Here is a 23,430-nt window from a genome sequence, read left to right as displayed (position 1 = left end):
GCGGCTGATCCTGTCATGCCGCGTTTTATTATATCAAGCCAGTTCCCCACCACATTCCGTACACTGGGGCGCTTTGCTTAATTTAAACTGCTGCTGCGCTAAACTTAATCCATCAAAACGAATAAACTGACTTCCTTGATGATGACCAAGCACAATATTAACTGCTAATAGTGCCTGCATTGAACCGATTACCCCTAATAGCGGGCTTAATACCCCTGCATTACTGCAATTGAGCGTTTGCTCTTGGGGTTGTGCTCCAAATAAACAGCCGTAACAAGGGCTTTGTGGCTGGCGAAAATCAAAACACATCAACTGACCTTCGCTCGCTATAGCCGCCCCTGACACAAGCGGGATCCCTAGTGCCAAGCATTGCCGATTCACCACATAACGCGTGCTAAAGTTATCACTGCAATCAAGTACTAAAGTCGCGCCAGAGAATACTTGTGGGGCATTATCAGCACTGAGTTTAGTACTAACTGTATTAATTTTTATTTGATTATTTAAGCTACTTAACACTTTACCCGCAGCGCTGACCTTGTCTTGTCCTAAGTGATTTACCTTATAGAGCACTTGGCGCTGTAAGTTCGAAAGCTCAACTTTATCGTCATCTAACAAGGTTAACTCGCCAATACCAGCAGCAGCTAAATACAGTAACGCAGGACTGCCTAGGCCACCTGCGCCTACAACCACTATATGAGCTGCTTTTAATTTTAACTGCCCTTCCAGCCCTACTTCTTTGAGCATTAAATGACGGCTGTAACGCAGCTGCTCTTTGTCTGATAACTCAATCATTATTCATGACCAATAATACTTTGTAAATCGGCTATAGCTTGCTGATAATCTGTAGATTCGGTAATCGCTCTCACTACCGCCACACTACCAACCCCCGTTGCCGCAACGTCACTGGCACGTGCTAAATCAATACCACCAATGGCAACGGTTGGGTAATCTTGCATTAACGGCACAAAGTGTTTTAACTTTTCAAGCCCTTGTATTTGCCCTGTCATATCTTTGGTGGTGGTGGGGTAAATAGCGCCAATCGCCATATAACTCGGGCGGTAATTATGAGCGCGTAGCATTTCATAAAAACCGTGAGTTGACAGCCCTAATCGCATACCGGACTCTTTAATGGCAACTAGGTTAGCCTCCAGTAAGTCTTCTTGCCCTAAGTGCACGCCATAAGCACCATGCTTAATGGCTAATTGCCAATGATCGTTGATGTACACATTACCATCATACTTTTGACCAAGTGTAACAGCTGCGGCAACTGCGTGTTCAAGCTCCTCATCAGTGCCATTTTTCATTCTAAGCTGTACAGTTTTAACTCCTTGGGCCAAGCACTTTTCTAGCCAGTCAAGCGTATCAACCACCGCATACAAACCAAGCTGTTTGCTTTCACACTCTGCAAAGCCTGCCGCCATAGTAAATTCATTCGGTTGTTCAAAATCAAGTTCATCCCCCAGCCAACTGCCCGCTTCTATTACTTGTGGGTAATCGGCAAGATTTTCTGGAAAGCTCGTTTGTGCCACAGGACCAATCCCCTCACCGTAGCGAGTAGCCGCTTTTAAACCTTGATTGATATACGCTTTCGCTAAAATAAAGGCATCTTTTAGTGGGTAATCTTTTGCTAAACAGGCAGCAATCACCGACGCCATACTACACCCTGTACCATGACTATGTGGGGTTTGAACTTTTTCATTGCCAAGCCAGTATTCGCTTTCCCCCTCACTGCAGTAATCAATGCAATATCCACTTGGGTAATCCCAATGACCACCTTTGATCACCACCGCTTTCGCGCCCCAACTATGTAGTTTAGCTGCTGCCTCTTTTACAGCGCTAGGGCCTATTAAATACACGCCTGTGAGTAACTGCGTTTCATGCGTATTGGGGGTGATCACATCCACCAGCGGCATTAAGCATTCTTTAATTGCACTAACAGTATCTTCTTCTGTCAGTAAGTCACCACTGCTAGCAATCGCCACGGGATCATAAACAACTAAAGGTGTAACAGGCCATGTGGCTTTATAATGTTTAAGGTGCTCACTGATCAATTGAATTTGCTGCACATTTGCCAACATGCCAATTTTAATAACTCGGGCTTTCATGTCGCTTTCAAGCGCAAGTAATTGTGATTCAATCACTTCGGTTGAAATTGGGTTAAGTGCTTCAACGCCTAAACTATTTTGCGCAGTCAACGCGGTGATCGCCGTACAACCATGGACGCCAAAACTTTGCATCGCTTTAATATCCGCTTGAATACCTGCACCACCGCCAGAGTCAGAGCCAGCAATTGTCCAAACAACATGATTCATAGTTACGTATTTCCTAATTTTTATTCTTAATACCAAAATCTTGATGCCAAAAAGGCATACCCATCGTGGGAGTAGATGGGGCAGCAACGTCTTTTTCTGGCATCGCCTTCGCTCGGTACGCAAAACGGCCAGCCTCAACCGCTGCTTTAAATGCATGACTCATGGTAACAGGGCAGCCCGCGCCTGCAATAGCCGAATTTAATAACACTGCATCATAACCTAATTCAAGCGCTTGGCAGGCGTGTGATGGTAAACCTAAGCCTGCATCGACTATTAATGTGGTATCGGGTAATCGCTCTCGAATAGTTCTTAAATTATATTGATTTAATAACCCTTTGCCTGTGCCAATCGGCGCTCCCCATGGCATTAGTACTTCACATCCAGCTTCAGCTAAACGTTGGCATAATACTAAATCGTCGGTGCAATAAGGTAACACTTTAAAACCGTCAGCTAACAATATTTTTGTGGCTTCAAGTAAAGCAAACGGATCGGGTTGTAGGTTATAGTCATCACCTATTAATTCTAGCTTGATCCAATCGGTGGCAAACACTTCACGGCACATTTGCGCAAGCGTAACAACTTCCTTAACACTATGACACCCTGCTGTATTGGGTAATACTTTTAACCCTGTGTCTTTGATCAACTGCCAAAAGTCATCACCAGCTGCGGCGCTTTGCTGACGTCGTAATGACACAGTAACCACCTGCGCACCACTGGCTACAATGGAATCGGCCATAATCGCAGGTGACGGATACAATGCTGAGCCAATTAATAGGCGGCTAGTGAACTGCTCACCATAAATACTAAAACTATCTGATATTAAACTACTCACATTAACCACCTTGGATCGGTGATAGTAATTCAATGCTATCGCCTTCATTGAGTAAGTGTGTATCACACTGACTACGCGGAATAAATTGACCATTAATCGCAACCGCAAAAGGCTCCTTTGCAGCAAATTGCTGTAATGCTTGGGTTAAATTGGCAGTATTTACCAACTCAAAACTTTCACCATTAATTGTTATTTTCATACTCATTTTCATACTAACCCTTAATTGATCCGCGCCACAGCATCAGCGACTAAACTCGGTGCAAGCAAATAGCCATGGCGATACAAGCCATTAATGCTGATCAGCTGTTGCTGCTGAGTTACCTGCGGGCGATTATCGCTAAACGCAGGGCGCAGGCCAGTTTGAATGCTTAACACCCGTGCTTCTGCAAAGCCACTATGTACTGTGTACGCTGCCGATAATAGCTCAAGAGTTGAGCGTACCGTAGCTGGGCCATGATCTTGTGACTCGATTTCTGTCGCACCAATCACATACTGGTCGTTAGGCTTAGGGGCAATATAGATTGGATAGCGCGGATGCATTAACCGCACCGGACGCGTTAACTTTACCTCAGGGGCGAACAAACGCACGACCTCACCACGTACTCCACGCAACTTACACGCTGCACTTTTAGCGCCTAGACCTCGACAATCAACAATATAATCAAATGATTGCTGCAAGTTTCCAGAGTCTACATCAACTGTTTGTGCAAACTTAAAGCTCACATTCCGCTGCTTCAGAGTCTTAAAACTCGCTTGATAAAAAGCGTGATTATCAATTTGCCCTTCGCACGGTAAAAACACACCTTGATTAAAACGCCCTGCAAGTTCCGGCTCTAACTCACTGATTTGCGCTCCTGTTAACCGGTGTCCATGATGGCCAGCCAAAGGTTTTAAGCGTTGTATAAAACTCTGTAAATCGCCTTTGTCTTGCTGGTGAGCGACCACTAAAGAACCTTGCTGTTGAAAAAACACTTCATCGTCAAGCTGCGCTAAAATACTTGGCCAGCGCCTGATCGAATCCAGTCCTAGCAAAGCTAAATCTTGTTCACATAATACCGATTCAGCTAAAGGCGCGAGCATCGCCGCAGCGACTTTTCCCGCACTATCAAGCGCCTGCTCATCTCCCGATTCATAAACAGTCACCTTATGCTTTAAGCTCAGTTCAAGCGCCGCTAAGCGCCCAGTTAAACCAAAGCCTATTACCGCAATGTTATAAGACATAAGAGCTCCTCAGGTTCTAGGTTCTAGGTTCTAGGTTCTAGGTTCTAGGTTCTAGGTTAACAACATCCTAAAACCTAGTCTCTTCCCTAGAACCTAGCGCCTTTTAGTTAAACCGCTTTATGATAAATCTCTGAGCCGGTTTGTTTAAACTCGGCTGACTTAGCTTTCATTTCGGCTTCGACATCGACCATTTTGATCTCAATCGCATCGCCTACGTTGTTGGGATCGATACCTCTGGCTTCGAGATCTTTGGCGTAATCACGCACTTCTTGGGTGATTTTCATTGAGCAGAACTTTGGCCCACACATAGAGCAAAAATGTGCCACTTTGCCCGATTCTTGCGGCAAAGTCTCATCGTGGTATTCCCGAGCACGAACAGGGTCTAAACCAATATTAAATTGGTCATGCCAGCGGAACTCAAAGCGCGCTTTTGATAAGGCGTTATCGCGCTCTTGCGCACCAGGGTGGCCTTTCGCTAAATCGGCTGCATGGGCGGCAATTTTATAGGTGATCAAACCTTCTTTAACGTCTTCTTTATTTGGTAAACCTAAGTGTTCTTTTGGTGTTACGTAACACAGCATCGCACAACCATACCAAGCAATTTGTGCCGCACCAATCCCTGAAGTGATATGGTCATAACCTGGAGCGATATCAGTCGTCAGTGGACCAAGAGTATAGAAAGGGGCTTCATCGCAATGCTTAAGTTGCTCTTCCATATTTTCTTTGATCATATGCATTGGCACGTGACCTGGGCCTTCAATAAACACTTGTACATCGTGTTTCCACGCTATTTTGGTCAATTCCCCTAAAGTACGTAGCTCGCTAAATTGCGCTTCATCGTTAGCATCCGCAATTGAGCCTGGGCGCAGGCCATCGCCTAATGAAAAACACACATCGTATTGCTTTAAAATTTCGCAAATATCTTCAAAGTGAGTGTATAAGAAATTTTCTTTATGGTGCGCTAAACACCATTTAGCCATAATTGAACCACCGCGCGATACAATACCCGTAACGCGCTTAGCTGTCATTGGTACATAGCGCAGCAATACACCGGCATGAATTGTAAAGTAATCAACACCCTGCTCGGCTTGTTCAATAAGCGTATCGCGGAAAATCTCCCACGTGAGATCCTCAGCCACACCATTTACTTTTTCAAGCGCTTGGTAAATAGGCACAGTACCAATTGGCACTGGTGAATTACGTACTACCCACTCACGCGTTTCATGAATGTACCGACCCGTTGATAAATCCATTACGGTGTCAGCACCCCAACGGGTTGACCACACCATTTTTTCAACTTCTTCTTCAATTGATGAAGTAACAGACGAGTTACCAATATTGGCATTTACTTTTACTAAAAAGTTACGGCCAACGATCATTGGTTCGGTTTCAGGGTGGTTGATATTATTTGGTAAAATTGCACGACCGCGAGCAATTTCATCACGGACAAATTCAGGGGTAATAAATTCAGGAATACTCGCGCCAAACGACTCGCCTTTGTGCTGCTGCGCTAACAATTCTTGTTGAATTTGTGCACGGCCCATGTTTTCCCGGATCGCTACATATTCCATTTCAGGGGTAATAATACCTTGGCGAGCATAATGCATTTGCGTGACATTTTTACCCGCTTTAGCACGACGAATTTTAGGAAGGTGCTCAAAACGAATGTGATCAAGGCCTTCATCAGCCATGCGTTGCTGCGAAAACTGTGAGGTCACGGATTCTAAAATTTCTGTATCGCCACGGCTTTCAATCCACTGCTCACGATATTTATCAAGCCCTTTACGCACATCTAACTTAAAGTCAGGATCTGTGTATGGACCAGAGGTATCGTATACACGCAATGGCGCATTTGATTCATATACTGGGTTTTCTTCTGTACCACCTATAAAAGTATCGCTTAGAGTAATTTCACGCATACCAACGCGTACATTCTCTTGCGTGCCTTGTACGTAGACTTTGTGTGAACTTGGGAATGGTTGCCCAGTCAGGTTGTAAATATAATCTGATGCAGCCGCACGGGTTTCGCGGCGAGACGGTTTATTTGATGTGTTTGACATGACTTACCTCATTGCTAAAAGGGTTGTCTTGTCAGATATTGCTATGCAATAGAGAGTAGCAACAGCTACATGGATCGTAGGCGGGTGTTATAAAAGTACACCTAACCTTGGCAGCCAGAGTACTTATACGCCAAACAGGCGCACAAGCACCCATTTAAGGCAGCTTGTTCCCTACGCAGGTGTTAGCCTGATCAGGTTCACGGATCCCGCTTTCGCGATCTCAGCCTTTAAGTTAAAACTCAAGGCACTCCGACAAGTAAAAATTCTATATATTGTTCGTCGACGAGTGTACGTCAGATACAACTCGTCTGCAAGCGCTTAACCCGCTGGAATAAATGCAAACGTTTGCTCGCCGCTTAAGACAAGCTGCTGATCTTGCATTTGCAACGGCACGCCTTGCTTTAACGCATTTAAAAACTGCTGTTCAAACTCATCCAGCTCATTACCACACGACTTCCGGGTCATCCCTAATTTATTCACCGTGAGATGATTATCATCAAGTTGCCCTTCGCCAAAAAACTTATTACAACCAGCAAACCCATTGACTTGCAAAGCTTCAATAAAGCTCAATGAGGCAGAATAAGATGCTGGGATCGCTAAACCATCAACCCGTGATAGTTGCCACTTGGTGTATTTCAATTGCTCACTAGTGACGGTCCCTGTCGATGAGCAGCCTACACATAAACCGATAACAAGCATCGGTATTGCTGCTAATTTCATGTGAATACTAACCTAAAACTCAATCACATTATAATAACAACAAATAACCATCTATACCGTTAAAAATGCATGTTTTTAATGTAAAAAATTGTTCTAAGATAGTAAAAAACATTCAAATTCGAGAATTATTCGACTTTAAATAGCTGATCAACCTGCGCTGGCAAAAATGGGCGACCTTGCTCATTCACCGAGGTACCAATTACTAATGCCTTTAACATCACTTTCTCATCATGCTTTCGTACAACCGTTTGCCGAAAACCAAACTTTAAGCGGCTAATACGCTCAGGCTCTACAACTACGTAAAATTCATCCCCAGGCACTAATGATTGCTTATAATCCATTTCACTGCGCATCACTACAAGGTTAATTTTATCACGGGCGAGCTGTGCAAAATCAATCCCATTGGCATGTAAAAATTCATGACGCGCATGTTCTAGGTAGTTAAAATACACACTGTTATTTACAATACCTTGCAGATCACATTCGTAATCACGCACTTTAAAGTCAACTTTAAAGGTCATATTTGTATTCCTTATTATGTATACTGTGCGCGTTTATAGCACATTAATATATCGCGTATCACGACTTTAATAAGAATAGTTGCTATCATGCGAGTCCCTGAAATGGAGTTAAGTAACCGAATGAAACTACGCTTGTCTTTAATTACTGCCGCGCTCTTACCTTTAGTAAGCGCCCCTACTTTTGCTGATGATTCTGAACTTGAAAAAATACTCGTTACTGGGGATTTTCAAAAAGAAAGTATTCAAACCCTTAGCGCCAGCGCTAGCTTATTTAGCGATCGTGAAATTAATGAGCGTGGTGCTAGTTTTCTAGATGAAATGCTTGCCAGTGCCGCCAATGTAAACTTTACCTCTGGCGCATCGCGTGGCCGCTATATTCAAATCCGCGGAGTGGGGCTACGCTCGCAGTTTGTTGATCCAATCAACCCGTCTGTTGGTTTAGTAATTGATGGCATTAATTATTCAGGCCTAGGTGGCAGCTCACTGTTATTTGATGTTAACCAAGTTGAAATATACCGCGGCCCACAAGGCACACGCTTTGGTGCTGATGGCATGGCAGGGATGATTCAAATGGAATCAGCCGATCCAAGCTTTGAGCCAAGTTTAAAAGTACAACTGGGCGCAGGTAACTACAATAGTTATGAAGCGGGTGTTGCCGCAGGTATTGGTATTACAGATAGCACCGCAGTACGCGCCAGTATTTACCAGCGCGAATCTGACGGTTATCAAGATAATTTATACCTTGATAAACCAACACAACAACAAGACGAAATGGTTGGCCGCTTTAAACTTCATAGCCAACTTACCGATCACTTGCGCTCTGAATTAAGCGTTCACTATATTGATATCAACAACGGCTATGATGCATTTACTCTAGATAACAGCCGCAATAGCGTAGCTGATGAACCAGGCCAAGATAACCAAGAAAGTATTGCCGTAGGCCTTGCTAATATATACACCGGCTTTGATTGGTTTGATGTAAGCCTTAACTTATCAGGAATAGATAGTGACCTAGTCTATAGCTTTGATGAAGATTGGGTATGTAACGATATTAACCAGCCACAATTATGCGCAGCTGGGCTACACCCTGACGGTTATAGCTCAACCGATGCTTATTTCCGTGATCGCCAAGATCAGGCTGCTGAACTGCAATTTAATGGCAAAGGCGGTAACTGGGTTGCAGGGCTTTATTACCAAGGCCGGGAAGTTGATTTAGAACGCCAATATACGTGGCTTGCGAATCCATTTGCTTCAAATTATCAAACTAGTAATAGCGCCATTTATGGTCAACTAGCAACGCCGATTGGTAATAAGACCACCTTAATCACAGGCTTGCGAGTTGAGCAATACCAAGGTGATTACACTGATAATAACGGCTTTATCGAAGAAACTGACGATGTCATGGTCGGTGGTAAACTAGCACTTGAATACCAAGTGATTGACCGTACTATGATCTACACCAGTTTAACCCGCGGTTATAAAGCCGGCGGTATTAACTCTGAAGCGCTCGCAAAAGCCAAAGACGATGGTTTGAACCTTGATGCCGATTTTTTCCAAAATCATGTTAGTTTTGCACCAGAATATTTGTGGAGCGGTGAGTTTGGTGTGAAAGGCAGCTCTCTCGATGACAAGTTTGTCCTGCGCTTAGCGGCATTTTATATGTACCGTGAAGACATGCAATTAAAAGCATGGAAAGTAGAAAACCAAAAATTTACCGGTTATGTTGATAACGCCAGCTCAGGTGAAAATTACGGTCTTGAAATAGAAGGGAGTTACCAGTTAACAGACGATTTAGTTTTCACTGGTAGTGCCGGTTATTTAGATACCAAAATTAATGACTTTGTTGCGCAATCAGGCTTAAATCAAGATGGTCGTGAACAATCACAAGCCCCTAAATACCAATACGCATTTACAGCGCGTTATAACTTTACTGATGAGCTATATGCTACAGTGGGTATTGAAGGCAAAGACGACTATTACTTCTCTGACAGCCATAATTCACAAGCACCCAGTGTTAATTTAGTTAATTTTAGTGCGGGTTATGAAGCGGATCAATGGTCAATCCGCGCTTGGGCACGTAACGTGTTTGACGAAGAAGTACCCACTCGAGGTTTTGAATTTGGTAACGACCCTCGTGATGGTTATGCAACTCATACTTACACCCAGCTTGGTGAACCTATGGTCGCCGGTGTCACCTTTATTTACGAGTTATAAAAACGAGTTTCAAGGGAAAAGTTCCAAGGTAAAAGTACCAAGGTAAAAGCTAGATTACTTTTACCTTCCCTTGAATCTTGAACCTTTTAAGCCCTACCTACATCAAACGCGATCACTTCTTTTATGGTGTCTTTTTTAGTTGCTAACATCACCAACCTATCAATACCTAATGCGACTCCAGCACATTGCGGTAAACCGTGCTCAAGAGCCGCGATTAAACGCGTGTCCATAGGCACCTGTGTTAAGTTGTTAGCTTTTCGATAAACATTATCTTCAGTAAAGCGTTTAGCTTGCTCCTGCGCATTGGTAAGCTCATTAAAGCCATTTGCCAGCTCCATGTTCTGATAATAAAGTTCAAAGCGCCCCGCCACACGTGAGTCATGCTCACAAATACGCGCTAAAGCAGCTTGTGACGCAGGAAAGTGATAAATAAAACAGGGCTTATCTTGGCCGATTGTAGGCTCTACTTTCATACAAAATAATAATTGCAGTAAGGTATCTCGGTGAGTCTCTTGTGCGGCTATATCAGCAAAACCGTGTTCAATAGCCAGTTGCTGTAATTGCGCCAAGGTAGCAGTCAGCGGATCAAGTCCTAAAGCATGTTGGAATGCTTGTTGATAAGTTAATCGCTGCGCAGCTGGAACATTTAAAACTAGCTGCATTAGCTCATCTATCTCATCCATCAAGGCAAACTCATCAAACCCAGGACGATACCATTCCAACATAGTAAATTCTGGGTTGTGATGACTACCCGCTTCTTCATTACGAAACGCCTTACAAAGCTGAAAAATAGCACCACTACCGGCCGCTAACAAGCGCTTCATAGCAAACTCAGGAGACGTTTGTAAGTACAGCGGCAAGCCTTTAGCATGACCAGGCCCAACAAAAGAGGTATTAAAACTAACTAAGTGTACATCGGTAACACTGGCTGCACTTAGGCTCGGAGTATCAACTTCCATCACCTTTCGGGCATAAAAAAACTCACGGATAGTTCTTACAATACTCGCGCGTTGCTGCAAGGTTGCTATTTCGGCACTAGGCATCCAAAGATCTGCTGACATATTTTCTCCAAAAAAAATCCCAGCCTAAGCTGGGATTTAATTAAGTCATGTTATTGCTTACTTAACACGGCTTACGTATTCACCACTGCGAGTATCTACTTTGATCACTTCGCCAATTTGTACGAATAATGGTACACGTACTACAGCACCAGTACTTAAAGTAGCTGGTTTACCACCAGTACCTGCTGTATCACCTTTTAGGCCAGGATCGGTATCAGTGATCTCAAGCTCAACAAAGTTAGGTGGAGTTACAGCAATTGGGCTGCCATTCCATAATGTAATAGTACATACATCATTTTCAACTAACCATTTGCCTGAATCACCTAGCGCTTTTTCATCTGCGGCAATTTGCTCAAAAGTTTCGTTGTTCATGAAATGCCAAAACTCACCGTCAGTGTATAGATACGCAAGATCAGTATCCATTACGTCAGCACCTTCGACTGTATCACCTGATTTAAAGGTTTTCTCAAGAACTTTTCCTGAGATCAGTTTACGGATGCGAACACGGTTAAATGCTTGACCTTTACCAGGCTTTACCATTTCATTTTCTAAAATACTGCAAGGCTCGCCGTCCATCATAATTTTTAGGCCGCCCTTGAACTCGTTGGTGCTATAATTCGCCATCGTTTCCTCTATCTAATAATTTTTCGAGTAATCTACGTGCCAATGATACAAAGAAATGAAGCAAATTTGCATAAAAACTGGCAAAAAGAATTAGCTAATGTTGTTACTTGCCCACGCACCTTGCTAGAAATGCTAGGTTTATCAAGCATGGCCGATGAAAAAGACCTTAAAGCACGGGCTCTTTTTCCGGTTCGTGTACCTGTGCCTTTTATCAAAAAAATGCGTTATGGCGATATAAACGACCCATTACTGTTGCAGGTCATGCCACGCCACCAAGAGTTTATCTCTAAAACCGGATTTGATAAAGATCCTTTGCAAGAGCAAAACAATGCGCAACCTGGGCTATTACATAAATACAAGTCGCGGGTTTTAGTGATGTTTAAAACTGGGTGTGCTGTAAATTGCAGATATTGCTTTCGTCGTCACTTTCCATACCAAGAAAATCAACTGAATAAACGCAGTCTCATTGAAGCTCTCGATTACATTAAGTCGGATCATAATATCAATGAAGTGATCTTAAGTGGTGGCGACCCTCTAATGGCCAAAGACGATGCTATTAGTTGGTTTATGGATGAGCTGGAACAATTACCACAAATTAAGCGGATGCGAATTCATAGCCGATTACCTGTGGTGATCCCTGCGCGTATTACCGAGCAATTATGCCAACGATTAGAAAAATCACCGCTTAAAATCGTATTCATTAATCATATTAATCACGCCAATGAGATTGACGATGAATTTAAAGCCGCGATGCAAAAGCTAAAACAAGCTGGAGTGATGTTACTAAATCAAGCAGTAATATTAAAAGAAGTGAATGACTCAAGCCAAGCGCAAATTGCACTGAGTGAAGCATTATTTGCAGCTGATGTACTGCCTTATTATTTATACCTACTTGATAAAGTTGCAGGAGCTAGTCACTTTGATATTGATGAATCGCAGGCACGCAAAATCATGGCTGATATGCTGCACGCATTACCAGGTTACTTAGTGCCTAAACTTGTACGCGAGATCGGTGGTCAAAAAAGTAAGACCCCTATTGACCTCAAACTGATTTAATAGCGCTGTGCGCTATTAAACGTACACGTTTACATTATTACCAAGCGTTGCTGTTACAGACTTTGCTGGTGTTTGCGCTGCACTGCTCGTGCCAGCAGCTTCAATTAACGCCAGTGCTGCTGCGCCATCAGCCTTTTGCTGTTTTTTGGCCAGCGCTGCGCTGTAAACTTCACCGCTTTGTCCGGCACCACTCATGGCCGGTAGGTTTTCACCTGATATATTCATAGCTCATACCTGACTTTTTAGTTCATTACCCGTATTATATCGGCAATGCAGTCGAAAGCTTTAGGAAAAAAATGGATTCTATTATTGAACAACTCAATGCCAACTTAAAAATTGTTTATCGTCAATCACTTGATGCTGATAAAAAGTTAGATGAACTTCAGCAACAGGGCCATGGCAAATTTAAAGCATTATTTCCTGCAGATGCAGGATTTAGTTTTGAAGCAAAGCGCTTTAAACCTTATGTTCTGGATGTTGCCGCTGATGTCGAGAGCCTAAGCACAAACGGCCTTGACGAAGAAAAGCTTAAAGCTACGGTAATTAAACTCCAACAAATCCTGCAATTATTAGCGACCTTTAAATAGCAAAAAAGCGCTCACAGTGTGAGCGCTTCTTCATCCTAGCTAGGATGTAATTAACTAGGAACAATTTGCGGCATTAATTCTTTATTAAACCAATCTGTAATTAAACGTTTATCGTAATAAAACTCTTCATCACGGCCCATTTTAATTTTATCCATAAAGCCCATGTCTTTTAACTCGACTTTATCGCTTTCACTCAGCACTTTGCCATCTTTATCAGTCACTGAGTATTTAAACTCGATGCGTGGAAAATAAATAGGTTTAATAATACGTAAATCATTCATACCGCCAAAACGTACATCACCAGCTAAATCAAGTTCAGTCACTTCAACGTTAAATTTATAACCTTCTGGTAAATCTTCAGCCAATTTATTGAAGTGCTTTTCAAAGCTTGTCGCAATATGTTTATGATATGACCCTTTAGGTTCATTGGATGGTCGCGTATCGCGGTAATCATTAAAGTCTTGCCATTTAACTACAGCCTCGCCAGCATGAGCAAAAACAGGAAGTGCTACTAGCATTGCCATTGCTATTTTTTTTACTGTATTCATAACATTCTCCAATAAAGGCGTTACCCTATGTTAGGTGCAAGATTAGCACTTTCAACTTAACTATAGCTTAATACTAATTTTCTTAATTGTTATCATTTATAGCAAAAATGTAATCAAGCAGATAGTTTTACTAACACTAAAAAAAATTAATGACAGATAAAACAGGCAATCAATCACTATTTGTGATGAAATTAGCTTAATTGAATAAAATTACTTAAATGGAGATAGTATGACTATTTTAGTCACCGGTGGTGCAGGCTATATTGGCTCACACACAGTTTTAGAACTACTACAGCAAGGACAGGATGTTGTCGTTATTGATAACCTAAGTAATTCGTCACCAGAATCACTCAACCGAGTCAAAAGCATTACAGCAAAAGACGTGACTTTTTATCAAGGTGATATTCTCGATAAAGTATTTTTAGACCACGTGTTTGCTAAACATCAAATCGAGAGTGTTATTCATTTTGCAGGTCTAAAAGCGGTAGGCGAGTCAGTCGAAAAGCCAATTGAGTACTATCAAAATAACGTACAAGGTACGCTAAGCCTCGTTGATGCTATGCGTGATGCGGGTGTATTCAAGCTAGTATTTAGTTCATCTGCTACCGTTTATGGTGACCCGGCAAGTCTGCCAATTCGTGAAGACTTCCCTGTAGGTGGTACTACCAACCCTTATGGTACATCAAAACTGATGGTTGAAATGATGCTGCAAGATATCGCAAAATCAGACGAGCGCTTTGCTTTTGCGATATTGCGCTACTTTAACCCTGTAGGTGCACATGAATCAGGTTTAATTGGTGAAGATCCAAATGGTATTCCAAATAACCTGCTTCCTTACATTTCGCAAGTTGCTGTTGGTAAGTTAAAGCAGTTAGGTGTATTTGGTGATGATTACGATACCGTCGATGGTACTGGGGTTCGTGATTATATCCACGTTGTAGACTTAGCACTTGGCCATTTAAAGGCACTTAATAAAATAAACCAAGATAGCGGCGCCCACGTTTACAACCTTGGCACAGGCAATGGTTATTCAGTGCTGCAAATGCTCAACGCATTCAGCCAAGCCTGCGGTAAAGATGTTCCTTATCAAGTATCCCCTCGCCGTCCAGGCGATATCGCAGCCTGTTACGCGGCACCAGAAAAAGCCCTTAATGAGCTTGGTTGGCAAGCAGAGCGCGGGATTGATAGTATGATGCAAGATACTTGGCGCTGGCAAAGTAACAACCCTAACGGCTATAAATAGTTCGTTTTAATCAAGCTAGACAATTATTGTCTAGCTTGATTAAGTCTGTGCCCATTGCCTAAGCAGATTATGATAAACCCCTGTTAATCGCACTATCTCTGGGCTATCACTGACTTTTTCACGCAAACTTTGAATTGATGAATCCAATTCAAACAGTAAAGTACGTCTTTCATCACTATTGACCATACTTTGTAACCAAAAAAATGACGCTAAACGGCGCCCACGCGTAACGGGTGTCACTTTATGCAAACTACTTGATGGATACAACACCATGCTTCCTGCTGGGAGTTTTACCGAATGTGATCCATATGTGTCTTCAATAATAAGTTCACCGCCATCGTAGTCTTCTGGATCACTGAAAAACAATGTCATAGACAAATCTGTACGAATTTTTACTGGCGTGCCAGGGACTTGCCTAATAGCATTATCTACATGAATACCAAACGACTGCCCACCTTGGTAACAATTGAATAAGGGCGGAAATATTTTTGCAGGCAACGCACCAGACATAAACAAATTGCTACGCGCCAAAGCGCCCATAACAATATCGCCAAGCTCTTTAGCTTCAACGCTTTGCTCTGGTAATTGTAAATTATTTTTAGTTTTAGTTGACTGATAACCAGCGGTAACACTGCCATCTGTCCATTGCGCGGCTAATAACACCTTTCGGCAATAAGCAACTTCATCAGCACTCAGTAAATCAGGTATTTTTAATAACATGGAGGTTCCTGAATTTTTAAAACAAAAACAGGTTAATGTACATTAACCTGTTTCATTAAGCTCTAACCTATTCAACAAACATTTGGTTGTAATTAGAAAGAGTAACTAGCCGTTAGAGTAAAGTAACGACCTTGACCTGGAATAAAATGCCCACCACCGAGTTGATCTTCATAATCTTCATCGGTTAAGTTTTCACCATTAAACTGAATACTTAACTGTTCAGTAGCTTGGTAAGAAAGCATCATATCTAATAACACATAGCTATCGGCTTTACGGCTGGTCGATGAATTACCATTATAACGTTCGCCAATATATTGTGCACCAAAGCCTGCGGCTAGCGCATCACTAAAGTCGTATCGCGCCCATACACTAAAACTGTTTTTAGGCGCACGCGCTAAATCATGACCGACATCACCATCTACAGTTGACTCCGTCACCTCACTATCTTGGAATGTGTAAGAGCCGATAATACTAAGCTCGTCAGTAATTAGGCCCGTAGCAGAAAGTTCCAAACCCTGTACACGTTGTTCGCCATCAAGCACTTCAACACCACGTTCATCGCTTGTTGGATCATCGACTCGCGCATTAGTCTTAACCGTTCTAAAAATAGCAGCTGTAGTCATCAATTTATCGTCGAGGAGATTCCACTTAGTTCCCAACTCATAACTTTGGCTTTTCTCTGGTTCTAACTCGCTGGCATTACCGCGTGTAGAAACTGCGATCCCCTCTGCTGATGGGTTATACGAGTTACCAGCGCCAAAGTAAATACTGCTATTTTCACTTGGTTTGTATACCGCAGACGCATTCCAACTGGTCATCGTATCACTGGTTGAAATCGTCAAACTTGGATCATTGTAATCATACTGATAATCGCTGTCATACTGCTCTGAACGTAAACCTGCAGTGACTTCCCAATACTCATTAAAAGTTATAGTGTCAAAAGCATAAATAGCACGGGTTTTAGCAACCGCTTCAGTACTAGTACCATCACGACCATACTGACCGCTGTAAGGTAAATATGCATCCGGATTATATAAGTCATTTAATGCCGGCTCATCTTTTAAATTATCAGCGACCAGCGCAGTTACGTTCCAGCGACTAAACGTCTCGTTAGTTAATTCAACACCAGCGACCACATTATGTTTTACACCCGCAAAATCATACTCACCCACCAAATCAAGCTGTAATGTTGCTAATTCATTGCGTGTATCGCGGTTTTTAACATCGCTCATTCTGATATCTGTGGTTGTCGATACATCAATAAAGCGCGGTGCAGTTACTGTATCTTTACGCTCAACGCTACCGATACGCCCTTGCGCACGTAACATTGTGGTTTGTGATAAGTCATATTCATATTTGGCTGTTGCTGAGTAAGCCTCTATATCTTCAAAATCACGGTATACATTGCCGTAAAAGTTGTCAAAATCCACTGGTGGTGCCGCATTTTCGCTACCAGCTAATTCAGCAACCACAGGTGCAGAGCCAACCCACGGAATACCATAATCAGACATATTATCTTGGTTCTGGTAATCGGCATTAAGATTAAAACGGCTTTCAGTGCCCAAACCAGAGGCAAATGAAATAGCTGCAGCTTGTTTTTCGTAATCAACATGATCACGCCCAGCAACATCACCTTCATCAACTAAAGCATTTACGCGTAATGCAGATGTTTCACCTACTTTGAAGTTACTATCGATTTGCCCACGATAATCACTTTCGGTTCCTAAACGTAATGACACATCATTAAATTCATCTAATGTTGCTGTTTTAGTGGTTAAGTTGATACTCCCACCGGTTGAGCCACGGCCAGTCATTGCTGAGCTTGGACCTTTAGCCACTTCGATTTGCTCAACATTATAAGTATCGCGATCGTACCCAGCAATATCACGAATACCATCAATGAAAATATCGTTCGCCGCACTAAAGCCACGAATAGATAAACTATCGCCAGCAGGAGCACCACCTTCGCCTGCTGCTAATGAAATGCCTGACACATTACGCAAAGCGTCTTGCAAACTATCTACATTTCGATCTTTCATCACCGCTTTGTTAATAACCGTAATTGATTTTGCAGTATCAACGAGTGGTTGGGTGTTCTTGATTGATGAAGATTTTTCAACTTTGTAGCTTTGTTCCGATTGTGTGGTAGCTTTGGTTACTGATAATTCTTGCACATTTTCAGCTCCTTGAGCAGATACCCAAGTTGATAAAGTTGCGGTTACGAAAGCAGCCAAAGGTTTTACATAAGTTCGGCGTTTACTAGACATTTTACCCATTTTAACTCCATATGTAGGTCGCTCGCTAACATAATTATTTGTAGCAAGTCGTTTAAGCACGTTGATTTTAATTCGGCGAAATCCTAGCACTCGATAAAAGCAATGTAAATGCGAAATATTATCACTTGCGTTATTTTGTCAGGCATTGTACTATTTTTCGCACTTTTAAACATACGTAATACCATTGTTAAATAAACATCAATTTAGATGTACCGATTACGCTATAAAAAATATTAAAGCACTTAAAAATTTACAGTTTTAGGCATGACTTTCATCTAGCCTAAACTCTGTGCCGTGCTACATATCGTCATCACTTTTAGGGCATTAATTATCATATGCAACGTTTTATAAAATCTCTTGGGGCAGTTATTTTACTCAGCTCATTCTCAAGTACCGCAGATCCAGTTAGCGAACTTGAAAGCCTTGTCAATCAATGGCTACAAATAGAACAACAAACAAATGAGCTAGAAACACACTGGTTAGAAAAAAAAGCCACTATGGAACAAACTCTCACGCTACTGGATGCGGAGCAAACCCAACTCAAACAGTTCAATCACAACCGTCAAAAGAACAGCTCTGAACTTGCAGAAAAGCGCACTGCACTGATCCAAAAACAAGGGCAACTTGAAGTCGATGAAAGCGCTTTAAACACTCAATTAAATCAGCTCATTCAGCAACTGCGTTCACTGCAAGTACAATTACCGCCACCATTATTCACTAGCTGGCAAGAAATTGGCGATCTAACTGATGAAAATTTGGATGCAAATGAAAAACTCCAAATTGCTTTAAAAATGTTAGGTCAACTTGCTGATTTTCAAAATCGAATTTCGATTCATGAGATGGCAATTACTAACGATCAAGGTAAAGAAATTTGGGTCAAACAACTCTATTTAGGTGCCGCTCAAGCATGGTTTGTGAGTAATGATTTAAGCTACACGGGGATCGGTTTTCCTGCTGAGCTAGGGTGGCAATGGCAGTTTGACAGTGAACTTGATGGCGAACAAATTGCACACGGCATTGCAGTGCAAGAGAAAAAGCAAGCAGCAAACTGGTTAACCCTACCTGTATTTAGTTATGCAGCTAAGGAGTCTATTCAATGAAATTAATCAATTTATTGTGTTTTGCTCTTTTATTCGTAAGTCAACTAACTACAGCCGCCACAGCAAATGATGCTAAACAGCAATTACTAACAGATATAAAAAGTGCGCAAAGCACATTAAATAAGTCACAACAGCGAATTACTAAGCAACAAACGGCCCTTGCACAAAAAATATTTGATAAACAACAAGCACTAAAAAAAGAACGCGAACAAGCAGCTATAAACCGTCGCCTTGCAGATGAAGACACACTTAGTTTAACTCAACTGCAAACTCGCTTAGATACTTGGCAACAACAGCAACAATATCGCCTTAATTTACTGAACCGCTTTACTCGCCAATACGCTAAAGCTGCTCAAAGTAATAACGATCAACAAACACTGTTGAATAACGTATTCTCTGTGATAAAACAGCAAACTGCGGCGCTCTATCCGCAATTTAAACAACAAAATATTGTACTGAAAAATGGTGAGCTTACCCCAGCTACAACGTTACAAGTGGGGCCCGTTGCTTGGTTTAGCGTTACCCAGCCACAGTTAATGGGATTACTTGCTACAACAGACCCAACCCAAGCTCCACCTAAAGTTGCATTAGTGCAATCAACAAGCGGTGAAACGCCATTTGATGAAGCATTATCACAACTTAGTAAGAACTCGGAAAAAGCAACCGTATCACTAACATTTGATCCTAGTTTAACGCGCTTAGCTGCGAGCCAAGCTCAGCAAGAAGGTACTGTTGAGCATCTTGAAAAGGGCGGCTTGTGGGCAATTCCAATTATTCTGTTTGCATGCTTTGCTTTATTGATTGCTTTATTTAAAGCGTATCAATTGTTTGGTTTAAGCAAAATAAAATCAGTCTCAGCTCTGACATTACAAAATACATTTAACGCGCCAGAGCAACATAACTTTAGCGGGATGCAAGCTACGCTCTTCAAGCTATCGATTGATAACCACAAAGGGCAAATACGAGACGATCAACTGTTTAATCAACTGATGCATGATAAACATAAGCTCGATAACTACATTGGCGCGATTGCAATTACTGCATCTGTCGCACCACTATTAGGATTGTTAGGCACCGTCAGTGGAATGATTGAAACATTTAAAATGATGACATTGTTTGGCTCAGGTGATCCCGAGGTCGTATCAGGCGGTATAGCTCAGGCTTTGATCACTACAGAGCTTGGTTTAGTAGTCGCAATACCTGCATTAGTGCTCAATGCTCTACTATCGCGTAAAGCTAAAGCCTATTACAGCCAACTTGAAGCATTTGCACTGCAACTTAGTCAGCTAGAGGTAAAAGATGTTTGATCAACTACTTGGTAACTTTATCTGCTGGCTGATCATCTTATTAGCGCTTTATGTTTATCAGCTTATTTGGCACGATATTTTGCATATAAAGCAGTATAAGCTTCAACGTCAAGGCTATTGGCATGATGTTAGTTCTATTTTAACTGCAGCCCTGCCATTACTTGGCTTACTCGGTACTATTATTGGTTTGCTTGATACATTTAAAGTGATGTCACAAGGACAAAACGAGCTAATGAGCCAAGCGATCAGTGATGCTTTGCTAACAACACAGTTAGGGTTAGTCTGCGCTATTCCCGCATGGCTGATGCAGGCATATTTATTGTACGTTACGCGTCGCAGTGCGATTAAATTACCAGTGAGCTAACCAATGCAAGCACGATTAAAACAGCGTCTAGAGCAGCAATCAGCTCACCATATCGATATGTCACCACTGTTAGATGTGGTGTTTATTTTATTAATATTCTTTATCGTTACCACTGTGTTCGTTCGCGAAAGCGGTGTTGAAGTTGATAAACCGCAAGCAGTCTCAGCCAGCCGATTAGAGCAACAAGTGATCTTTATTGCTATAACGGATAGCCAACAAGTTTACTTTGATGGCAGCCAAATAGGTGTTGCGGGTGTACGCAGCAGTGTTGAGCAAATGCTAAAACAACAACAGCGCCCAGTAGTGATCCAAGCAGATAAAACCGTGCCAACCGAGTTATTAGTCAAAGTCATAGACGAAGCTAAACTCGCTGGTGCTGCAACTGTTAACTTAGCGACCCAACAATAATATGCACAGTAATACGCTTACATCAGCAACAAGCAATAAGCGACATCCATTTTTTGCTTTTATATTAAGCCTTGCCGTACTTAGCATTGCATTACTCTTGCTATGGCTTGGGCAAATAGCCGAACATGTTATCAATGATAAAGTGATCGTGCGAGAAGTTGCTTTAGTACCGTTGCCGCCCCCCCCACCGCCAACAGTTACCCAGTCTACAGTAGCAGAACCAATGCAAAGCTTAGTCGTCGAGGGAGCGGGTGCAACAATTCAAGCTATTAATATAAAAGTTGAGAGCAAAATATCTTTAAGCAAGCCAACACTTACTAACATGCCAATAGCAACCCCTGAATTTCAATCAATTGAGGTAAACTGGGATGCGTTTAGCTTAAACCAACTAGACGGTCTTCCGACACTACTCACTCCGGTAAAGGCCATATTACCAAAAAAGCTAACCCGCCAAGGAGTAAGCTCTTTTATAGTAAAACTCGATGTATTTATCGATGAAAATGGTCGCTTAAGTTTAATAAATGTAGTGCAAAACCCGTATCCAGAACTAAAACCCGAAATAGATAGAATAATCAAACAAAGTCGTTTTAGTTCACCTAAAAAAGACGGTGATATAGTGCGTGCCAGATTTATTTGGCCCATTGAATTTAAACCTTAGCAAGTCAGTATTAAAGTGAAAATACAATGAAAAAATTAACGACAAAAAAATGGTTTGCTTGCTGTGCAATCATGCCATTAACACTTTATATAAATGCCAGTCAGGCTGCACCTTTGAGTGTTAAATTACAGCCCAGCGATCCGCACTGGCAATTGCTTATTAATAATAATTTACTGAGTCCAACAGATATAAAAATAGAGCCAAACGAACGTAGTTTCGCCCAACAAGTAAAACCATTGTTAGAGCAAGGAAATTATCAATCTGTTGCAAACTTATTCAAACAACGAGAGCTTAATAATGACAGTCCCGCACTCCAACTGTTACGTGGTCAAGTATTATTGACCCTAAAGCAGTTTAAAGAGGCTGAACTGGCATTAAAGGCAAGTTTATCGACTACCCCAGATCTAGTTAAAGCACACCAAGGGCTAAGTCTGCTTTATATGCAACAAGGTAGTTATAAACAAGCACAACCTCATCTAACTCGTTGTATTGAACTTGGTCAAGCGGATGCTCAAGTATATGCACAACTTGCTTATATTCATGTACAAGCTGAGCAACCATGGAGTGCTATAGCCGCATATCGACAAGCACTCATGCTGGAACCACAGCAAACACAATATCAACAAGGGTTATTATTTTCATTGATCTCCGCAGGTGATCTTAGTCAAGCCCAAGTGCTGTTAAAAGAGCTGCTCAATGCGTCTCCGGAGAATTCTGAGCTTTGGCTACAACGGGCACAAATCGCACTTCAGCAAAATAATAATAAGCAAGCATTAGCCAGCATTGAAGTGGCGCTAAAATTAGCGCCTACTAACGCCAATAACCAGCTACTTGCAGCACAGCTACACCTTACTCAAGGCAGTTATTCTCGATCAGTAGATCTACTGAATAAGGCCCTTGAAAATACAGAATCAGCACACCTAGATGAAGCCACTGCGGTAAGCATGCAAACCCTAAATTGGCTTATCGCCCAACAAAAATGGGCTCAGGCAAAACAGCTTATTGCTAAACTAACGCCGTTTAGCAATAAGTTATCAAAACAATCACAAGCTGAACTATCAGTTTACAGTGCACAATTAGCAATTGAACAAGGAAACTTAAAACAGGCTACCAAGCGGTTAAACAAAGCGTTGGCTATTGATCCAAATCTAGGTGATGCGCTGTTAAGTCTGGCAACTATTTATCAACAGCAAAACCAACTAACACAAGCAAGGTTAATGTACGTTAGAGCTCAAGCGTTACCTGATTTCCAACTATCTGCATGGTTAGGATTAGCTCAAATAGAAATTGATAGTAAGAACTACAAACAAGCATTAAACCAGCTAAAAAAGGCATTTAATGCCAATCCTCAACGCCAAGACTTACTCACCAATATCCGAGCTCTAGAAGGCTTGATCCAACGAGAAGGTTAAACCGATAAAAAGCCGCTTCATTTATAAAGCGGCTTTCTTTAATTTGGAGCCATCATACACTACGCAGTAGGATGAGTTTCGAGTTTCGAGTTTCGAGTTTTGAGTTTTGAGTTTTGAGTTTCGAGTTTCGAGTTTCGAGTTTCGAGTTTCGAGTTTCGAGTTTCGAGTTTCGAGTTTCGAGTTTCG

The 23,430-nt window shown here is 42.0% G+C and carries 24 protein-coding genes and 1 riboswitch; of the genes, 10 read left to right on the top strand and 14 right to left on the bottom strand.

Features of this window, described 5'->3' with window-relative positions; translation table 11 throughout:
* Positions 1–33 precede the first annotated feature (33 nt).
* From PHAL_RS0110685 to PHAL_RS0110650, 8 genes are all read right to left on the bottom strand, one after another.
* Positions 34–792: a HesA/MoeB/ThiF family protein gene (locus tag PHAL_RS0110685; RefSeq protein ID WP_016708400.1), complete on the bottom strand. Its 759-nt coding sequence runs from the start codon at positions 790–792 to the stop codon at positions 34–36.
* Positions 792–2,312: a thiamine phosphate synthase gene (thiE, locus tag PHAL_RS0110680; protein ID WP_016708399.1), complete on the bottom strand. Its 1,521-nt coding sequence runs from the start codon at positions 2,310–2,312 to the stop codon at positions 792–794. Before thiE ends, PHAL_RS0110685 begins: the two co-directional genes overlap by 1 nt.
* Before the next feature lie 13 nt (positions 2,313–2,325).
* Positions 2,326–3,144: a thiazole synthase gene (locus tag PHAL_RS0110675; RefSeq protein ID WP_016708398.1), complete on the bottom strand. Its 819-nt coding sequence runs from the start codon at positions 3,142–3,144 to the stop codon at positions 2,326–2,328.
* 1 nt (position 3,145) lies between these two features.
* The gene (thiS, locus tag PHAL_RS0110670; protein ID WP_029216111.1) at positions 3,146–3,343 is read right to left on the bottom strand and encodes a sulfur carrier protein ThiS; all 198 of its coding nucleotides are present in this window, start codon (positions 3,341–3,343) and stop codon (positions 3,146–3,148) included.
* A 20-nt stretch (positions 3,344–3,363) separates the two neighbouring features.
* Positions 3,364–4,365, bottom strand: a complete 1,002-nt coding sequence (locus PHAL_RS0110665) for an FAD-dependent oxidoreductase (RefSeq protein WP_016708396.1) — start codon at positions 4,363–4,365, stop codon at positions 3,364–3,366.
* Positions 4,366–4,472: 107 nt separating this feature from the next.
* Positions 4,473–6,425, bottom strand: a complete 1,953-nt coding sequence (gene thiC / locus PHAL_RS0110660; protein WP_016708395.1) for a phosphomethylpyrimidine synthase ThiC — start codon at positions 6,423–6,425, stop codon at positions 4,473–4,475.
* Between the two features lie 151 nt (positions 6,426–6,576).
* Positions 6,577–6,687, bottom strand: a riboswitch (TPP riboswitch).
* 56 nt (positions 6,688–6,743) lie between these two features.
* Positions 6,744–7,145, bottom strand: coding sequence for an META domain-containing protein (locus PHAL_RS0110655; protein ID WP_016708394.1), 402 nt, complete (start codon positions 7,143–7,145; stop codon positions 6,744–6,746).
* Positions 7,146–7,270: 125 nt separating this feature from the next.
* Positions 7,271–7,666, bottom strand: a complete 396-nt coding sequence (locus PHAL_RS0110650; RefSeq protein WP_016708393.1) for an acyl-CoA thioesterase — start codon at positions 7,664–7,666, stop codon at positions 7,271–7,273.
* A 120-nt stretch (positions 7,667–7,786) separates the two neighbouring features.
* On the opposite strand from PHAL_RS0110650, the gene PHAL_RS0110645 reads away from it, so the two are divergent.
* Positions 7,787–9,880, top strand: coding sequence for a TonB-dependent receptor (locus PHAL_RS0110645; RefSeq protein WP_016708392.1), 2,094 nt, complete (start codon positions 7,787–7,789; stop codon positions 9,878–9,880).
* An 86-nt stretch (positions 9,881–9,966) separates the two neighbouring features.
* On the opposite strand, the gene epmA is transcribed toward PHAL_RS0110645, so the two are convergent.
* Both epmA and efp read right to left on the bottom strand, forming a co-directional pair.
* A complete protein-coding gene (gene epmA / locus PHAL_RS0110640) occupies positions 9,967–10,941 on the bottom strand; it encodes an elongation factor P--(R)-beta-lysine ligase (protein WP_016708391.1) in 975 nt (324 codons plus the stop codon).
* A gap of 57 nt (positions 10,942–10,998) precedes the next feature.
* Positions 10,999–11,565, bottom strand: a complete 567-nt coding sequence (efp, locus tag PHAL_RS0110635; RefSeq protein ID WP_016708390.1) for an elongation factor P — start codon at positions 11,563–11,565, stop codon at positions 10,999–11,001.
* A gap of 42 nt (positions 11,566–11,607) precedes the next feature.
* Here efp and epmB point away from each other — a divergent pair, with 42 nt between their 5' ends.
* Entirely contained in the window at positions 11,608–12,621 is a 1,014-nt protein-coding gene (gene epmB / locus PHAL_RS0110630; protein WP_016708389.1) for an EF-P beta-lysylation protein EpmB, read from the top strand.
* A gap of 15 nt (positions 12,622–12,636) precedes the next feature.
* Here epmB and PHAL_RS0110625 read toward each other — a convergent pair whose 3' ends face one another.
* The gene (locus tag PHAL_RS0110625; RefSeq protein WP_016708388.1) at positions 12,637–12,846 is read right to left on the bottom strand and encodes a hypothetical protein; all 210 of its coding nucleotides are present in this window, start codon (positions 12,844–12,846) and stop codon (positions 12,637–12,639) included.
* 71 nt (positions 12,847–12,917) lie between these two features.
* Between PHAL_RS0110625 and PHAL_RS0110620 the strand changes: the two genes are divergently transcribed.
* On the top strand, positions 12,918–13,208 hold the full coding sequence (locus PHAL_RS0110620) for a hypothetical protein (RefSeq protein WP_016708387.1): 291 nt from the start codon (positions 12,918–12,920) through the stop codon (positions 13,206–13,208).
* A gap of 50 nt (positions 13,209–13,258) precedes the next feature.
* On the opposite strand, the gene PHAL_RS0110615 is transcribed toward PHAL_RS0110620, so the two are convergent.
* Positions 13,259–13,756 (bottom strand): DUF3016 domain-containing protein, encoded by a 498-nt coding sequence (locus tag PHAL_RS0110615; protein WP_016708386.1) that lies wholly within the window; start codon positions 13,754–13,756, stop codon positions 13,259–13,261.
* A 229-nt stretch (positions 13,757–13,985) separates the two neighbouring features.
* On the opposite strand from PHAL_RS0110615, the gene galE reads away from it, so the two are divergent.
* Entirely contained in the window at positions 13,986–14,999 is a 1,014-nt protein-coding gene (gene galE, locus PHAL_RS0110610; RefSeq protein ID WP_016708385.1) for a UDP-glucose 4-epimerase GalE, read from the top strand.
* Positions 15,000–15,038: 39 nt separating this feature from the next.
* Here the strand turns inward: galE and PHAL_RS0110605 are convergent, their stop codons facing one another.
* Together PHAL_RS0110605 and PHAL_RS0110600 are read right to left on the bottom strand one after the other, a co-directional pair.
* Complete coding sequence (locus tag PHAL_RS0110605) at positions 15,039–15,719, bottom strand: Fe2+-dependent dioxygenase (RefSeq protein WP_016708384.1); 681 nt, start codon at positions 15,717–15,719, stop codon at positions 15,039–15,041.
* Between the two features lie 92 nt (positions 15,720–15,811).
* A complete protein-coding gene (locus PHAL_RS0110600; protein ID WP_016708383.1) occupies positions 15,812–17,995 on the bottom strand; it encodes a TonB-dependent receptor in 2,184 nt (727 codons plus the stop codon).
* Between the two features lie 335 nt (positions 17,996–18,330).
* Here PHAL_RS0110600 and PHAL_RS0110595 point away from each other — a divergent pair, with 335 nt between their 5' ends.
* Genes PHAL_RS0110595 through PHAL_RS0110570 form a run of 6 tightly spaced genes read left to right on the top strand, consistent with a single transcriptional unit; the run spans position 18,331 to position 23,244 of the window.
* Positions 18,331–19,095 carry a DUF3450 family protein gene (locus tag PHAL_RS0110595; RefSeq protein WP_016708382.1) on the top strand — a complete coding sequence of 255 codons (765 nt, stop codon included), beginning with the start codon at positions 18,331–18,333 and terminating at the stop codon, positions 19,093–19,095.
* Entirely contained in the window at positions 19,092–20,402 is a 1,311-nt protein-coding gene (locus tag PHAL_RS0110590) for a MotA/TolQ/ExbB proton channel family protein (protein WP_016708381.1), read from the top strand. The genes PHAL_RS0110595 and PHAL_RS0110590 overlap by 4 nt, the downstream gene beginning before the upstream one ends.
* Positions 20,395–20,766 (top strand): MotA/TolQ/ExbB proton channel family protein, encoded by a 372-nt coding sequence (locus PHAL_RS0110585; protein WP_016708380.1) that lies wholly within the window; start codon positions 20,395–20,397, stop codon positions 20,764–20,766. Before PHAL_RS0110590 ends, PHAL_RS0110585 begins: the two co-directional genes overlap by 8 nt.
* Before the next feature lie 3 nt (positions 20,767–20,769).
* Positions 20,770–21,174: an ExbD/TolR family protein gene (locus PHAL_RS0110580; protein ID WP_016708379.1), complete on the top strand. Its 405-nt coding sequence runs from the start codon at positions 20,770–20,772 to the stop codon at positions 21,172–21,174.
* Between the two features lies 1 nt (position 21,175).
* Positions 21,176–21,832, top strand: coding sequence for a hypothetical protein (locus tag PHAL_RS0110575; RefSeq protein ID WP_016708378.1), 657 nt, complete (start codon positions 21,176–21,178; stop codon positions 21,830–21,832).
* Positions 21,833–21,858: 26 nt separating this feature from the next.
* Positions 21,859–23,244 carry a tetratricopeptide repeat protein gene (locus PHAL_RS0110570; RefSeq protein ID WP_016708377.1) on the top strand — a complete coding sequence of 462 codons (1,386 nt, stop codon included), beginning with the start codon at positions 21,859–21,861 and terminating at the stop codon, positions 23,242–23,244.
* Positions 23,245–23,430: the final 186 nt, after the last annotated feature.

The organism is Pseudoalteromonas haloplanktis ATCC 14393 (assembly GCF_000238355.1).
Classification (GTDB): domain Bacteria; phylum Pseudomonadota; class Gammaproteobacteria; order Enterobacterales; family Alteromonadaceae; genus Pseudoalteromonas; species Pseudoalteromonas haloplanktis.
This window is presented reverse-complemented; position numbering and strand designations above follow the sequence as displayed.

Coding starts and splice junctions, on each gene's coding strand:
- PHAL_RS0110685 (WP_016708400.1), bottom strand. CDS start 792: ATGATTGAGTTATCAGACAAAGAGCAGCTGCGTTACAGCCGTCATTTA.
- thiE (WP_016708399.1), bottom strand. CDS start 2,312: ATGAATCATGTTGTTTGGACAATTGCTGGCTCTGACTCTGGCGGTGGT.
- thiS (WP_029216111.1), bottom strand. CDS start 3,343: ATGAAAATAACAATTAATGGTGAAAGTTTTGAGTTGGTAAATACTGCC.
- PHAL_RS0110665 (WP_016708396.1), bottom strand. CDS start 4,365: ATGTCTTATAACATTGCGGTAATAGGCTTTGGTTTAACTGGGCGCTTA.
- thiC (WP_016708395.1), bottom strand. CDS start 6,425: ATGTCAAACACATCAAATAAACCGTCTCGCCGCGAAACCCGTGCGGCT.
- PHAL_RS0110655 (WP_016708394.1), bottom strand. CDS start 7,145: ATGAAATTAGCAGCAATACCGATGCTTGTTATCGGTTTATGTGTAGGC.
- PHAL_RS0110650 (WP_016708393.1), bottom strand. CDS start 7,666: ATGACCTTTAAAGTTGACTTTAAAGTGCGTGATTACGAATGTGATCTG.
- PHAL_RS0110645 (WP_016708392.1), top strand. CDS start 7,787: ATGAAACTACGCTTGTCTTTAATTACTGCCGCGCTCTTACCTTTAGTA.
- epmA (WP_016708391.1), bottom strand. CDS start 10,941: ATGTCAGCAGATCTTTGGATGCCTAGTGCCGAAATAGCAACCTTGCAG.
- efp (WP_016708390.1), bottom strand. CDS start 11,565: ATGGCGAATTATAGCACCAACGAGTTCAAGGGCGGCCTAAAAATTATG.
- epmB (WP_016708389.1), top strand. CDS start 11,608: ATGATACAAAGAAATGAAGCAAATTTGCATAAAAACTGGCAAAAAGAA.
- PHAL_RS0110625 (WP_016708388.1), bottom strand. CDS start 12,846: ATGAATATATCAGGTGAAAACCTACCGGCCATGAGTGGTGCCGGACAA.
- PHAL_RS0110620 (WP_016708387.1), top strand. CDS start 12,918: ATGGATTCTATTATTGAACAACTCAATGCCAACTTAAAAATTGTTTAT.
- PHAL_RS0110615 (WP_016708386.1), bottom strand. CDS start 13,756: ATGAATACAGTAAAAAAAATAGCAATGGCAATGCTAGTAGCACTTCCT.
- galE (WP_016708385.1), top strand. CDS start 13,986: ATGACTATTTTAGTCACCGGTGGTGCAGGCTATATTGGCTCACACACA.
- PHAL_RS0110605 (WP_016708384.1), bottom strand. CDS start 15,719: ATGTTATTAAAAATACCTGATTTACTGAGTGCTGATGAAGTTGCTTAT.
- PHAL_RS0110600 (WP_016708383.1), bottom strand. CDS start 17,995: ATGGGTAAAATGTCTAGTAAACGCCGAACTTATGTAAAACCTTTGGCT.
- PHAL_RS0110595 (WP_016708382.1), top strand. CDS start 18,331: ATGCAACGTTTTATAAAATCTCTTGGGGCAGTTATTTTACTCAGCTCA.
- PHAL_RS0110590 (WP_016708381.1), top strand. CDS start 19,092: ATGAAATTAATCAATTTATTGTGTTTTGCTCTTTTATTCGTAAGTCAA.
- PHAL_RS0110585 (WP_016708380.1), top strand. CDS start 20,395: ATGTTTGATCAACTACTTGGTAACTTTATCTGCTGGCTGATCATCTTA.
- PHAL_RS0110580 (WP_016708379.1), top strand. CDS start 20,770: ATGCAAGCACGATTAAAACAGCGTCTAGAGCAGCAATCAGCTCACCAT.
- PHAL_RS0110575 (WP_016708378.1), top strand. CDS start 21,176: ATGCACAGTAATACGCTTACATCAGCAACAAGCAATAAGCGACATCCA.
- PHAL_RS0110570 (WP_016708377.1), top strand. CDS start 21,859: ATGAAAAAATTAACGACAAAAAAATGGTTTGCTTGCTGTGCAATCATG.